The sequence below is a fragment of the Metabacillus sp. KH_069 genome (assembly GCF_057838075.1).
Window position 1 is genome coordinate 3904401 of record NZ_CM174460.1, and the last position, 13946, is coordinate 3918346.

Sequence of the window (13946 nt, forward strand, 5' to 3'; positions counted from 1 at the left end):
GAATATTTATGTATCTTGCGGATGCCCCGGAGGCTGAAAATATGGCGGCACCTTAAGCCAGCTTCTCTCGACCATCAAACTCTTTAAATTGACACTATATTGAATGACAGCCGTTAAAAAGGATAAAAACATGACGGCAACATCGTTCCGGACAGTCTGAGCGAGTGCCGTTCCGCAAAAGGTTATATAGGTTGCCGTTTTCACACTCAGGAAATTGGCGATTTCATTGTCAGTAAACCGGACTCCATATGGAACATTTCCTGGATTTGATAGCGGCTTCTCTTCTGAAGTAGGCGGCAGCGGGATTCCCTCTTTTATTAAAAACTCTTTGAGGTTCTGAATCACGTCTGACGTTTCTTTTTTTGCTGTATTAATGTTTTTAATCAGCTCTGTATCTGTTGTTGTATTTAAAAACACACCATAAAACACCACGGCTTCTTCCATTAAAGTGGATAATGTCCAAAGTGCCATTACTTCCCCCACATGCAGAGGCGCCTTTGGCTCACCATCAGCAGATAATTTAATCATATTTTTGATTGTCTCAATGACTTTTAACATTGTGAACACCTCCAATCCATATATTTCCCATTTAACTAAATAGTATTTGCTTATACATGTAAAAAACTAAAAAGGGAGCATGCTCCGTCATCTAAATGACATTAGCATACTCCCTGATCTAAACTTTATCTCGGCTAGGCTCTTCTCTGTTTCACTTTTAAGCGTTTATGCTTTTAAGTAATAAAGTACTGTCTTTATAATAACTCTCTCCTTAAATAGCGTCAAGGTCTTTTTTTATTAACATATATGAAAAAAGAGACTCCACGCAGTCTTGAGTCTCTTTAAATTACATTTGATCATTCTTTTTTGCAGATGCTGTTTCAGTCAGAGTATTCACGTTTTCCTGCACCTTCGTGCTGTAAGTAAAATCGCCATAGCAGTATGGATAGCGGAAGTTCTCTTTATCTCCGCCGCAATTGTAGATTTCCGGCTGCTTTTTGACCTGTAACATCGAAAATTCTTTTGCGAGGTCCTCGCTGTGTTTGCCGCCATTTTTCACAATAAAATCAATGTAGCCAATTCCCATATTGTAAGCTTGAATGACTGTCATCTCGTCCACATTTCGTTCTTTACCATACTGCAAGCTTTTTTGAAAATAATTGACGCCCTGCTCAATGCTTTTAGCCGGATCTTCAATCGTATTCCTCGGAAGCCCGGCAGATTCAGAGGCCTGCATCGGATCCCCGCCCACTCCTTTGCTTTCCTGCTGCATCAGAGCAAGAACAAGCGGCGTATATTCTTCAAGCTGATACTCTGCAAGCTCCTGTGTAATCAGCTGCTCATACTTCTTTACATTTTCAAATCCGTCATTCGGATAGGTAACAGGAAGTTTATTTTCTGCAGAATAAAAAATGGTCAGCACAAAAAATGCAAGAAACAAAACCAGAATAAAGCCTATACTATTTTTAAGGAATTTTATCATTATTCATACTCCGTTCCCTTTTCCCCTTGTATCTATCATTATAATGATTCTAGCAATCTCATCAATAGTGAGCTTTCTGCCTGCTTCTAATCAATCTAAGAATAAGGTAGAATGGGAGGGAAGGATACGGCCTGAAGTCTTTCTATCCATAAGGCCAGAGTCTGATATGAAACTTTTTTGACCTTGCCTTCGTCTTAACTCTATGAAACTTCTTGTACATCAAAGTGAGGGATACTGCATGTTTGAAATAAAACAAATTGAAGCAGAACATACATACGCCTTAAGGCAAAAAGTGCTTATGCCTGACCATTCGATTGATGAATGCGGGTATACGCGTGATAAAAAAGAAGATACGCTTCACATTGGTGCTTTCAAGGAAGAAACGTTGATTGGAACCGCATCTTTTTTTAAAGAAACACATGAAAAAATAAAACAAAAAAACGTCTACCGTCTCCGCGGCCTAGCAATCGATCCTGAGCACCGCAACCAGCTCCGAGGGCAGACACTGCTTTTATTTGCTGAAAATAAACTCACACAGCTGAATGCAGCCATGCTTTGGTGCACAACAAGCGTGAAGAATGTTGAGTACTATCAGCACCTGGGCTTTAAAGAAACGGATCACCGTTTTCATTTGCCTTCAAAAGGGTTAAATGTTTTGATGGTAAAACCTTTGTAGAACCGCTCCGGCGGTTTTTTTGCATACTGCGGAGTCGGCTGTTTATCATCATATGCTGACTTGGCAAAGAGCAAATCATTTTGAAAATGAGCATTTTATTAACGGTTTTTAACGATCATTTAACCGAATCTGAAGTCCATATAGATTTCGGCTTTTTTTCATTAGCATGCTTGTTTATAAAGTCGGCTTTCTCTTTTATCAGCTGAAAAACAGCTGCTTCTGCTATTTTTTCCATCTAAAAAAGCCTGCAGCATTCGACCGCTGCAGGCTTCTCTTCATTTTACTTCTTTATTTTCGATTGTCAGCTGCCTTGTGCCATCAGTGCTTTTCAGCCATTCGTATACAGACTGAGACAGGTTTTTCTCAATAATCCGGTCTGCGGCAGTCGGACGAGAGCTCATGCACTGGGATTCATCAAAGATAAGCTCTTTAAAATCAAGATCCATCTGCTGCTGCAGGAATGCACCAAGCTGCTCCGGGCGGATGGACTCGTTAATAATCAAGAAAGAATAAGTCACTCCTTTTTGATCTTTTTTCTTGAGATAATCTGCAGCGTGCATCCACACAGATTCTCCGCCTGTAACAACAAGACCATCAACGGCTGACGCCGCATCCCGCATTAAATCAGACAGTTCCTCACCAGGGAGCTGAACACAGCACACTCTCTGCTTCATATATAAAAGAGAGCTGATTGTATCTTTTACCTTAAGTACATTTGTTACAACTTCATTTAAAGCGGTATCGTATCCCAGTGAGCTGTCAGCTAAAATAGAGATTGGAAGAAAAAGCAGCTTCACTTGTGCCAAAGACAATAAGTCGACAGCCTTCTTGCTTCCGCCGAATACGATGACAGCGTCATATGTTTCGATGACTTTGAGAAAACTTTCCTTGTTCTCAATGATTGTTTTTTCAGATACAGAGCGAACCCAGCTTTCCAGAGCTTCTGCCTGAAGTTCTGATAATGCTGCATGCCATTCAAGCCCTTCTATGACGCTGTTCGTTTCAGAGGCGTACTGGGTAATGGCCTGGGTGATAGACTTCGTTTCATTTATAGTATCGATGCCGAGAACTCCGATGCGCATGCTATCCCTCTTTCTTTTCTATAGGCTCTTTTCATAAGTCTGTTTTCCCATGGATTGTTTTTTAAATAATACATGTAGCTCGTTACTTTCCGCTCCAGGAACTTGCTTTCCGCGGGGAGCGTGTGAGCCTCCTCGGCATGCCTGCGGGGTCTCCCATTTCGCTCTATTTCCCGCAGGAGTCAAGTTCCTTCCGCTACAATCCACTTAAGAATTTTAACATGTAGTCTAATAACAACAAAGTTTACGAAATGAGCCTTTCGTAAACTTTGTTGCTGGAAGCAGTAAGTGAAAAATTCAGATGTTGGATTTTTCACATTCCTTACGTCCTATAAAATAGCTCTGTAACCTCAAATTCAGGAAAAGAGCACGACAGAGAACTCCTTCGCGTGAAATAACACGCAAAGCAACAACTAATGCGAACTGAGTCTTTCTAAATATGCTTTTGCTGATAAGCCGCTATGCTTGCGTACTCCTCTTTCAGAAGGCGTGAAAGGCGAATATAAATTGGTGTTAATTCTTTATAAACCTCAACATGTTCTGAGATCGGCTTATGGTGGTGGGTACCGCCAACCATTTCTGATACTACATCAAGAGATTCCACATGTCCAAGTCCATATAAACCAAGAAGCGCAGCACCTAAGCATGAACTCTCAAAGCTTTCAGGAACAGAAACCTCCTGATCAAAAATATCCGCCATCATCTGGCGCCATAATTCTGAACGGGCAAATCCGCCTGTTGCCTGAATTTTTTTCGGCTCGCCGATCAGCTCTTCAAGGGCAAGCAGCACAGTATATAAGTTAAAAATAACGCCTTCTAATACAGAGCGTATCATATGTTCTTTTTTATGGTGAAGAGATAGCCCGAAGAAGGAACCTCTCGCGTTTGCATCCCAAAGTGGCGCTCGCTCGCCGGCAAGATACGGATGGAAGAGCAAGCCGTCAGATCCCGGCTTCACAAGTGATGCAATCTCAGTCAGCACTTCGTATGGATCTTTGCCTAAACGCTTGGCTGTTTCCATTTCAGAAGATCCTAATTGATCGCGTACCCATCTGAAAATCATTCCGCCATTATTAACCGGACCGCCGATTACCCATTTATCATCCGTCAAAGCATAGCAAAAGATCCGTCCTTTTGGATCTGTCACAGGTTTGTCCGTAACTGTCCGGATGGCGCCGCTTGTACCGATTGTAACGGCAACGACTCCAGGCTGAATTGCATTAACGCCAAGGTTTGACAATACTCCGTCACTTGCACCGACTACAAACGGAACTTCTGCAGGAATGCCCATTTCTGCTGCATATACAGCATCGAGTCCCGACAATGAGAATGTAGTATTTACAGGTTCTGAAAGATGTTCAGGCGTTATCCCTGCGACTTCAAGGGCTTCTTTATCCCAGTCTAGAGACTCCAGGTTAAACAGCCCAGTTGCAGAAGCAATAGAATAATCGATAACAAAACGCTTAAACAGCTTATGGAAAACGTACTCTTTAATGGAAATAAATTTAAACGTTTTCAAAAATAAGTCTGTTTGTTCATTTCGGATCCACGTAATCTTAGACAGAGGGGACATCGGGTGAATAGGTGTGCCCGTGCGTAAATAAATCTCATGGCCATTCATTTCTTTTGCAATTGTTTCTGCCCATTTGGCACTGCGGTTATCTGCCCACGTCATGCAATTTGAGAGCGGTGTGCCATCACGGTCAACAGCGATGACACTGTGCATCGCAGAGCTGAAAGACACGCACAGCAAATCAGCTGGATTCACTTTGCTGCTTACTTCCTTAATTGTTTTAATCACAGCTTGAAAGATCTCATGCGGGTTTTGTTCTGCTGTTTCAGGATTAGGCGAGTATAGGGGATACTCCACTCCAAATGTTGAAACGATTGTTCCGTCTATTTTAAACAATACGGATTTTGTACTTGTTGTTCCAATATCTACTCCGATTACAAATTTCTGATTCATGGTGACTCCTCCTTACAGTGCCCAAATCATTTTTAAAAATGAAAAAGAAGATGCTTGTTACTAAGCCTCTTCCCTTATCATTTCAATGCCTAAACGTATTAATCTTTATTTACGACAGCATGTCCGCCAAACTCATTGCGCAGCGCTGCGACTACTTTTCCTGAGAATGTATCTTCATCGAGCGAGCGGTATCTCATCATTAAGGATAAAGCGATAATCGGCGTAGCAGTCTGAAGATCCAGTGCTTCCTCAACTGTCCATTTTCCTTCGCCCGATGAATGCATAACTCCCTTAATGCCATCAAGTCTTGAGTCTTTAGAGAATGCATTTTGAGAAAGCTCCATTAACCATGATCTAATAACTGAACCGTTGTTCCATACTCTTGCAACCTGCTCGTAATCAAAGTCAAACTGGCTTTTCTCAAGGACTTCAAAGCCTTCTGCAATAGACTGCATCATGCCGTATTCAATGCCGTTATGAACCATTTTCAAATAGTGGCCGCTTCCCATAGCTCCTGCATAAAGATATCCATTTTCAACACAGATATCTTTAAACAGAGGTTCGATTGAAGCAAACACTTCTTTTTCTCCGCCGATCATCGTGCAGGCACCATTTCTTGCGCCTTCCATTCCCCCGCTTGTGCCTACATCAAAGAAGTGGATGCCAAGTTCCTTCAATTCGTTTCCGCGGCGAATGGATTCCTTATAATTAGAGTTTCCGCCGTCAATGACGATATCGCCAGGAGCAAGAAGATCTTTTAATTCTGAAAGCACGTTTTCTGTAATAACGCCTGCAGGCACCATCATCCATACCGTTCTTGGTGCTTTAAGCTTAGAAACTAGATCTTCAATAGAAGATGAACCAGCCGCACCCATATTAGCAATTTTATTTACAGCATCTGAGTCGATGTCAAATGCGACAACCTCATGTTTATGATCTATTAAATTAAGTGAAAGATTATATCCCATTTTCCCTAAACCGATTAAACCTACTTGCATGTTGTAAAACTCCTTTATATCTTGTTTTTGTCCTATAACCATTATACGAAAATTTTTTTCTCATGCAATCGTTTCCAAGAAATTTTTTTTCACATTCTTTTTATGCTATACTTTTTTTAGAAAATGTAAGCGAGGTCATACTTTATGGGGCAAAATTGTTTAGGAAGTATTCGTTCTCATTATGCAAGGTTAAGTGAAAAAGAAAAAAAGATAGCTGATTATATTTTGGAGAACCCGAAAGAAATTATTCATAGCACAATCAATGAAGTGGCAGATAATCTTGGTGTTGCAGAAGCAACTGTTTTCCGTTTTTGTAAGCGCATAGATTTTAAAGGCTACCAGGCGATGAAAATTGCGCTTGCTTCTGAAATTATGAGCCCGGTTCAGCAGATTTACGAAGAAATTAATGACAATGACAATGAAAAGGCTGTTGCTGAAAAAGTTTTTCACTCCAATATCCGAACACTTGAAAACACCCTTCAAATCTTGGATTTTTCCTCCATTCAAAAGGCTGCCCGCATCCTCTCAAACGCAAACCGCGTTAACTTTTATGGAACGGGAGGATCAGCCATTATCGCGATGGATGCCTATCATAAGTTTATTCGAACTGGAATTTCGGCCTATGCGTTTATTGACTCACACTTTCAGCTGATGTCGGCTTCACAGCTGACCGACCGCGATGTTGCTGTCGTGATTTCTCACTCAGGAACGAATAAGGATACCATTAAGGTGATGAATACAGCCAGAAAAAACGGGGCAAAAACCATTGGCATTACTGGATTTCCGAAATCTCCAATCGGTCAAAATGCGGACGTCTCCCTCTATACAAGCTCAGAAGAAACCGAGTATCGGTCAGAGGCGCTCGCTTCTAGAATTGGCCAGCTCAGTCTTATAGATGCTTTGTATGTAAACATGATGATTTCAAATAAAGATGATGCAAAAAAATCATTGGAAAAAGTCCGGGATGCCATCTCGGAAACACGCGTTTAACAGAGAGCCTCCTGGGTTCTCTTTTTTTCTGGCTCAATAAAATAAAATATTTTTTCATAAATGTATTGATTTTAAAAAATATTTTTCATATAATCAGAATCACTAGTTGAAAGTGCTTTCAAATCTTCAAACAAGAAAGGATTTTATCCATGTTATTACTTATCGTCTTTGCAGCAATCGTTGCTCTTCTACTGCTCATAACTGTGGCAAAGCTGAATCCTTTTGTCGCTTTAATTGTAACCGCTATCGGTGTTGGTCTTGCGACTGGAATGCCGCTTATTTCTACAAATCCCGAGGTTCCTGGTATCATTGACTCGATCAAAGCAGGTATGGGAAATACGTTAGGGTTTCTTGCAATCGTTCTTGCACTTGGTACAATGCTTGGCAAAATGATGGCAGAATCAGGCGGTGCCGAGCGCATTGCCAACACTCTGATTGCAAAATTCGGAGAAAAAAATGTTCACTGGGCGATGATGTTTGTTGCTTTCATCGTTGGTATACCTGTATTCTTCCAGGTTGGTTTCGTTCTTTTGATTCCGCTTGTGTTCACAATTGCACGCCGAACTGGAGTTTCACTCGTCAGTCTTGGCGTTCCGCTTGTAGCCGGTTTATCGGTTGTACACGGTTTAGTGCCTCCGCATCCTGCCGCAATGGCAGCTGTCGGGATCTTCAAAGCTGATGTAGGCATGACCATTCTTTATTCGATTATTGTCGGTCTTCCGACTGCCATTTTAGCAGGTCCTGTTTATGGTAAATGGATTGGAAAACGCATCCACAAAACCGTTCCAAAGGAAATTGGCGACCAGCTGACAGAACAAAAAGATGAAAAAGAGCTTCCTGGCTTTTTAAATACAGTTATTACAGTATTAATTCCTGTTTTCTTAATGCTTTCTGCTTCGATCGCAGAACTGTTTTTATCAAAAGAAAGCACTGCATTTGAAGTCTTCCGATTCCTTGGAGATCCTGTTGTTGCTCTATTAATCGCAACCGTTTACTCATTCTTCAGTCTAGGTTTCTTCCGCGGAATGAACCGTGATAAGATCCTGAAGCTGACAAACGATTGCCTTGCTCCTACTGCTACAATTCTATTAGTTATCGGTGCTGGAGGCGCGTTTAATAAAGTTCTTCTCGATTCAGGCATTGGCGATTACATCGCACAGCTTGCACAAGAATCAAACGTTTCACCGATTCTTCTTGCATGGGGAATTGCTGCAATGATTCGTGTTGCAACAGGTTCTGCCACTGTTTCTATGATGACAGCAGCCGGTATCGTAGCTCCAATTGCAGCTGTGGTTCCAGGTGTAAACCTTGAGCTTCTTGTTTTAGCAACCGGTGCAGGCTCACTCATTCTGTCTCATGTGAATGATTCAGGCTTCTGGATGATTAAAGAGTATTTTGGAATGACTGTTAAAGAAACGCTTCAAACATGGACAGTGCTTGAGACGATCATTTCTGTGGCAGCACTTGTGTTCATATTGATTCTAAGTATGTTTGTATAAAAAAGAAAAATCCTCGAGCGATTGCTTGAGGATTTTTTTATGGCCTGGTTTTAATTAATTGAAACACAGTCTTCTCACATATTTGTTTCCCGCGAAAAAAACTGACAGAATAGACAGCAGCGGTAATAGATATAGAGACAAGCAAATAAATCATCCAGTACAGATGTGTCCCAGCATGATTGATGCTCAGGGCAAACGCAGCCGTGAACCATAAGATAATATGCAGGAGATGCTGAAGCTTGTATCTCTTTCGCTCAGCTATTGCCTCAATAAAAAAGACCGTATAGACGACCGCAAGAAGCGCATAAATAATAGAAACAACAACGAGCATAATAAACATGCATGATCACGCTCCTCCCCTTCATTTTCTCACAATTGATGTCCTCTTTAAAGAAATTTATCCAATAGTTACCCAGGTAACTTTTTATGACTTTATGTTATAATTACCTAGGTAACTAATTTTCAAGGAGAAATGATATGTCAGAAATCGATCAGAATCTTTTCCACTCCATTCAGCAGCTTTCAAGGCAGCTTACAAAACGGCTGAATGAGGTCCTGCAGCCTCATGGCCTGTTCAGTGCGCAGTGGACTGTCTTATTCACATTAAAAAAATATGGAACTCTGACACAGACAGAGCTGTGTGACTATCTCTCAATTGAAGCTCCGCCTATGACACGAACCATTCAGAGGCTTGTGAAGCAAGGATATGTTCTTCAAACTCCAGGTTCAGATAAACGGACAAAGCATATTAAGCTGACAGATAAAGCAATAAATGATTATGCTCTATGGGAAAAATCCGTTTTAGAAATGGAGAATGATTTACTCAAAGGAATTCCTGATGACATGCAAGATCCTCTCCGGACATACATCCAGCATTGGCTTCAGCACATAAGAAAGACAGAACGGAGATGAAAGAATGAAAGAACAAAAACTATGGACGAAAGATTTTCTCTCTATATCTTTAAGCAGCTTTTTTCTATTTTTAACATTTTATTATTTGCTTGTCACACTTCCGATCTATTCTCTTCATGACTTAAACGGCAAGCCATCTCAAGCAGGTCTGATTGTGACCATTTTTCTGCTTGCAGCGATTGTCATCCGCCCTTTTGCGGGAAAGTGGATTGAGCGCTATGGAAAAAGGATTGTGCTGATATCCTCTCTTTCTATCTTTGCTTTAGGATCTCTTCTCTACTATTTTACAAATACAATGAACGGATTGTTTCTTCTCCGCTTTTTTCACGGGATTGGATTCGGCATGGCTACAACAGCTGCAGGAGCGATCGTTGCAGACATTATCCCTGAAACCCGCCGTGGGGAAGGAATGGGCTACTATGCGATGTCAATGAACCTTGCCATGGTCATTGGTCCTTTTCTAGGACTTACCGCAATGGAAGAATGGGGAACAGCAGCGATGTTCGGCATCTGTATCTTTACTGCCTTTTTCTCTCTGTTCTCAGGTCTTATAATCAAGCTGCCAAAGGCTGTAAAAGCAAGCAGCAAAGTGATGCCTTCAGCCGGCAGCAAAGGTTTGAAAGGATTATTTGAACCAACAGCGATTTCGATTGCCCTTGTTGCAGGATTATTTGCCCTTGTCTATGCTTCTATTCTTTCGTTTGTTTCGGTTTATGCAAAAGAAATAGGCTTAATTGAGGCAGCAAGCTACTTCTTCGTCGTATATGCCATCGTTATGCTGATTGCAAGACCATTCACAGGAAGATGGTTTGATCAATACGGGGCAAACGTCATTATTTATCCTGCGATTGTTTGTTTTGCAGCTGGCATGGTGCTTTTAAGTATGGCGGATACATCGTTTACCTTTTTACTGTCTGCAGCACTTATCGGCTTAGGCTGGGGAACGCTGTTTCCAAGTTTTCAAACGATTGCTATTCAGTCTGCTGAACCTAAACGGAGAGGGCTTGCCACCGCAACCTTCTTATCCATTTTTGATATCGGAATCGGAATTGGCTCCTTCCTTGTAGGTGTCATCACGACTAAAATTGCATTCAGTTCTCTGTATTTCTTCAGTTCATTTTTCATCCTGGGATGCCTGGCTGTGTATTATTTTCTGCATGGCAGAACCGCAGCTTCTGCTAAAGAAGAGAAATCAGAACCAGCAACTTATTTAAAAGCAAATGGATAATTCGAAACCATCACTTCAAATAGGAGTGATGGTTTTTCTTTTGGCTGTGTATGCATAGATTGTTGTTTTCGATTATAGATGTTGTCCGTTCCTTTCCGCTACAGGAACTTGCTTTCAGCGGTCCGGCTGGGAGCCTCCTCGGCGTTGCCTGTGGGGTCTCCCAATTCCCTCTATTTCCCGCAGGAGTCAAGTTTATCCCCTACAATCCACTTAGAGGATAAACATTTTTTTAATAGCAACAAAGTTTACGAAAAGAGCATTTCTTTTACACTATGATTGAACTTTTCAACTAACTTCCTTGAACATCCGACTTTTAATCATTTAAAATACTAATAATAATGATAATGAATATTTATTTTACTAATAACAAACTCACTGATAAAGTAAAAGGAGAACGAATTGCTTAGGAAGTGTACATCATGTTAAAAAGTCAAACAAAGGAAAAACAGCAGCTTTTTCCATTTATGCAGGGAATTTTGCTGACATTTATTTTTGCAGCTGCAGCTTCTTATATAGCAAGCTTCTCCTTATTCTCCATAATCGGACCGCTTATTATCGCCATGATGATTGGAATCATGTGGAGAGCTTCTGCTGGTATAAGTGAACCAGTGCTTGCAGGAGCAGCATTTTCAAGCAAAAAGCTATTGCGATTCGGCATTATTTTGCTCGGAATGAGATTGAATTTATCAGACCTCTATCAAGCAGGATTCAATGTATTTGTCCTATCCCTGATCGTCATCCTCTTTACCATACCTCTTGTATATGTTCTATCACGCTTTCTCAAAGTGGATAAGAAAATCAGCATCCTCACCGCCTGCGGAACAGCGATTTGCGGTGCCGCAGCAGTTGCAGCAATTGCCCCAATAGTCAAAGCGAATGACGAGGAGACTGCTGTGAGTGCAGGAACCATTGCCATTTTAGGCACGGCCTTTACCCTGCTTTACACCTTTATCTATTCATTTATTAATCTAACACCCTATGGGTTCGGTGCTTTTTCGGGAGGAACGCTTCATGAAGTTGCACATGTCGTAGCTGCGGCATCGATCGGAGGAGCCGAAGCAGAGGATATGGCCATAATCGTAAAATTAACCCGTGTCGCCCTGCTTGTACCCGCTGCTTTAATAGTCGGAATCCTATTTAGTGAAAAAAAGACAGATGGGGCTCCCTCATCCTTGCCAATCCCATGGTTTATTCTTGGATTTCTTTTCATGAGCGGATTGAATACAGCCGGGATTGCATCAGAGGAAACGGCTGCTTTCATTGTCTTCTTATCCTACCTATTAATTGGCATGGCCATGGCCGGACTGGGATTGAACGTCAACTTAAAATCTTTTAAAAAGCTTGGCGCTAAGCCGCTGATTGCCGGTTTGACAGGGTCTGTGGTGCTGTCTGTGGCGGGGTATGGATTGGTTCTGTTATTGGGGTTGAATTAAAAAAACTAAGCCGGTCTATGGATGACCGGCTCTTCATTTACCTATCAACTCTCTTACCCTCTTCTCAAGCAATTCCGCCCCGCCGTACCCAGTAAGAACACTCACTATTTCTCCATTCCTGTCTACAAAAAAAGTGGTCGGCACCGCTGCTACTCTGTACATGGATGAAGCTTCTCCTGTTTGATCAAGCAAAACCGGAAATGAAAATCCATAGTCTTTAGCGAACATATACGCTCCTTCCGCGGAATCCTGATTCGTCATGTTCACTGCATAAATCTTCACCTGACCTTTATATTTCTCGGCAAGATTCACTAAGTCAGGAGCTTCCATTTTGCACGGGCCGCACCAGGATGCCCAGAAATTCAGGACAATGGTCCGATCGTAGGGCGGTTTTAATTCATGTTCTTTCTGGTTGATATCCGTCAGTTTAAGTTCAGGTGCTTTTGCTGCATCAGATTGTTCCAGCGGGATCCAAAAACAGAAAAGAACAACAAGCAGGATCATTCCCCTCATAAAGATCACCTTCCTTTTTTAACCTTATCATTCTCCTTGAAGATTGGACATATTCCTGTAAGACGAGCGTACATATGAATTAAGAAGTTTTTGAAAGGAGCGGCTGGTGTTGCTGTCTAAAACAAGTTCAAAAATCTTCACCCTCTTTTTCCTCGTTCTCCTGATTGGAATGATGGCCTATTTAGATTCATTTCAGGCACATAATACGGAAACCGGAACTTTTCCTATGGCTGCTGATGAAGAAACAGAAACTGCGGCAAAGGAGCAGCTGCTGTTTACAGTGTTCGAGGATAAGAAAATTGCATCCGAAGTAAAAGATGGATATCGGGTGGAAACGTATCAGGAATTTGAAGTCCTTAAAGATGCAGATGGAAAAACAGTTGACGTGAAGCCGACAGAGAACTACAGTTACCTAAAGTATAAAGTAGAATAAATGACAAAAAGCTGATCTGTATGAAGATCAGCTTTTTGCCATTTTGAAAGCAGGATGCATCTTCTATCTAGAAAGTCCCTTCAACACGAAGATTTTTTATAAAAGAGAATTTCACACCTTATATTTGATATAGTAAAAGAAAGTTTGCATCATTCAATGAAATCGGAGGATTATATATCTTGAAGCATACAGTCGTTATTAAAGCACCAGCCGGCTTCGTCTTTGAACAACTATCCACTCCATCCGCACGCGAAACGTGGACAAAGGAAATTGAAAGCATTCGATATGAACACCCTCCAAAAGAAAAAGCGGAGGGTGCAGCCTTTATCCAGATTCAAAAAGAAGGTGCGATGAGAACCTCTTTTCATGGAAAAAACGTTGCAGTGATTGAACCGGAAACTTATTCGTATTCCTTAGAAAGCAAGGCATTTAAAATGGTGATCTCCTATCACCTTGAAGATTTGCAGGGTGAAACAAAGGTTACCCAGACCTATGAGGTGATCTATTTATCGGCATTCGCAAAAATCATGGGCAAGCTTTCAAGCAAACTGACCGAAAAATTAGCGCAGGCGCTGCTGCAGCAATTAAAAAGATATTGTGAAGATGCTTTAACAAAGTAAAAAGGAAGCTGATGCACATGCACCAGCTTCTTTTTTAAGAGATAAGAAAGTATAAAATTTTGCGCTTCGATGTCTAGCTCCATCGCCCAACTCCTCGGCCAGAACGGCTCCGCCAGTAA

At 41.4% G+C, this 13946-nt stretch carries 15 protein-coding genes; 8 read left to right on the forward strand and 7 right to left on the reverse strand.

The genetic code is table 11. The features are described from left to right. Positions 1-6: 6 nt before the first annotated feature. Positions 7-558 (reverse strand): DUF3231 family protein, encoded by a 552-nt coding sequence (locus AC3ISE_RS19685; protein WP_489222275.1) that lies wholly within the window; start codon positions 556-558, stop codon positions 7-9. Between the two features lie 286 nt (positions 559-844). Continuing rightward, positions 845-1480, reverse strand: coding sequence for a lysozyme family protein (locus AC3ISE_RS19690; protein ID WP_489222276.1), 636 nt, complete (start codon positions 1478-1480; stop codon positions 845-847). A gap of 238 nt (positions 1481-1718) precedes the next feature. On the opposite strand from AC3ISE_RS19690, the gene AC3ISE_RS19695 reads away from it, so the two are divergent. Then, on the forward strand, positions 1719-2156 hold the full coding sequence (locus AC3ISE_RS19695; protein ID WP_489222277.1) for a GNAT family N-acetyltransferase: 438 nt from the start codon (positions 1719-1721) through the stop codon (positions 2154-2156). Positions 2157-2431: 275 nt separating this feature from the next. On the opposite strand, the gene AC3ISE_RS19700 is transcribed toward AC3ISE_RS19695, so the two are convergent. From AC3ISE_RS19700 to gnd, 3 genes are all read right to left on the reverse strand, one after another. Further along, positions 2432-3238, reverse strand: coding sequence for a 6-phosphofructokinase (locus tag AC3ISE_RS19700; RefSeq protein WP_489222278.1), 807 nt, complete (start codon positions 3236-3238; stop codon positions 2432-2434). Between the two features lie 430 nt (positions 3239-3668). Continuing rightward, positions 3669-5201, reverse strand: coding sequence for a gluconokinase (gntK, locus tag AC3ISE_RS19705; protein ID WP_489222279.1), 1533 nt, complete (start codon positions 5199-5201; stop codon positions 3669-3671). A gap of 98 nt (positions 5202-5299) precedes the next feature. Continuing rightward, positions 5300-6199: a phosphogluconate dehydrogenase (NAD(+)-dependent, decarboxylating) gene (gene gnd, locus AC3ISE_RS19710; protein WP_489222280.1), complete on the reverse strand. Its 900-nt coding sequence runs from the start codon at positions 6197-6199 to the stop codon at positions 5300-5302. A gap of 144 nt (positions 6200-6343) precedes the next feature. Between gnd and AC3ISE_RS19715 the strand changes: the two genes are divergently transcribed. Continuing rightward, on the forward strand, positions 6344-7189 hold the full coding sequence (locus AC3ISE_RS19715; protein WP_133312592.1) for a MurR/RpiR family transcriptional regulator: 846 nt from the start codon (positions 6344-6346) through the stop codon (positions 7187-7189). Between the two features lie 149 nt (positions 7190-7338). Further along, complete coding sequence (locus AC3ISE_RS19720; RefSeq protein WP_489222281.1) at positions 7339-8688, forward strand: GntP family permease; 1350 nt, start codon at positions 7339-7341, stop codon at positions 8686-8688. 37 nt (positions 8689-8725) lie between these two features. Here the strand turns inward: AC3ISE_RS19720 and AC3ISE_RS19725 are convergent, their stop codons facing one another. Further along, complete coding sequence (locus tag AC3ISE_RS19725; RefSeq protein WP_489222282.1) at positions 8726-9028, reverse strand: hypothetical protein; 303 nt, start codon at positions 9026-9028, stop codon at positions 8726-8728. 137 nt (positions 9029-9165) lie between these two features. Here AC3ISE_RS19725 and AC3ISE_RS19730 point away from each other — a divergent pair, with 137 nt between their 5' ends. The 3 genes from AC3ISE_RS19730 to AC3ISE_RS19740 all read left to right on the forward strand — a co-directional run bounded on the left by AC3ISE_RS19730 (position 9166) and on the right by AC3ISE_RS19740 (position 12261). Continuing rightward, on the forward strand, positions 9166-9600 hold the full coding sequence (locus AC3ISE_RS19730) for a MarR family winged helix-turn-helix transcriptional regulator (protein ID WP_489222283.1): 435 nt from the start codon (positions 9166-9168) through the stop codon (positions 9598-9600). Positions 9601-9604: 4 nt separating this feature from the next. Further along, positions 9605-10828, forward strand: a complete 1224-nt coding sequence (locus AC3ISE_RS19735) for an MFS transporter (protein WP_489222284.1) — start codon at positions 9605-9607, stop codon at positions 10826-10828. Positions 10829-11247: 419 nt separating this feature from the next. Beyond that, positions 11248-12261, forward strand: a complete 1014-nt coding sequence (locus AC3ISE_RS19740; RefSeq protein WP_489222285.1) for a YeiH family protein — start codon at positions 11248-11250, stop codon at positions 12259-12261. Positions 12262-12294: 33 nt separating this feature from the next. On the opposite strand, the gene AC3ISE_RS19745 is transcribed toward AC3ISE_RS19740, so the two are convergent. Next, positions 12295-12774: a TlpA family protein disulfide reductase gene (locus AC3ISE_RS19745; protein WP_489222286.1), complete on the reverse strand. Its 480-nt coding sequence runs from the start codon at positions 12772-12774 to the stop codon at positions 12295-12297. A gap of 109 nt (positions 12775-12883) precedes the next feature. On the opposite strand from AC3ISE_RS19745, the gene AC3ISE_RS19750 reads away from it, so the two are divergent. Further along, entirely contained in the window at positions 12884-13207 is a 324-nt protein-coding gene (locus tag AC3ISE_RS19750; RefSeq protein WP_489222287.1) for a hypothetical protein, read from the forward strand. A gap of 179 nt (positions 13208-13386) precedes the next feature. Then, positions 13387-13827: an SRPBCC family protein gene (locus AC3ISE_RS19755; protein ID WP_489222288.1), complete on the forward strand. Its 441-nt coding sequence runs from the start codon at positions 13387-13389 to the stop codon at positions 13825-13827. Positions 13828-13946: the final 119 nt, after the last annotated feature.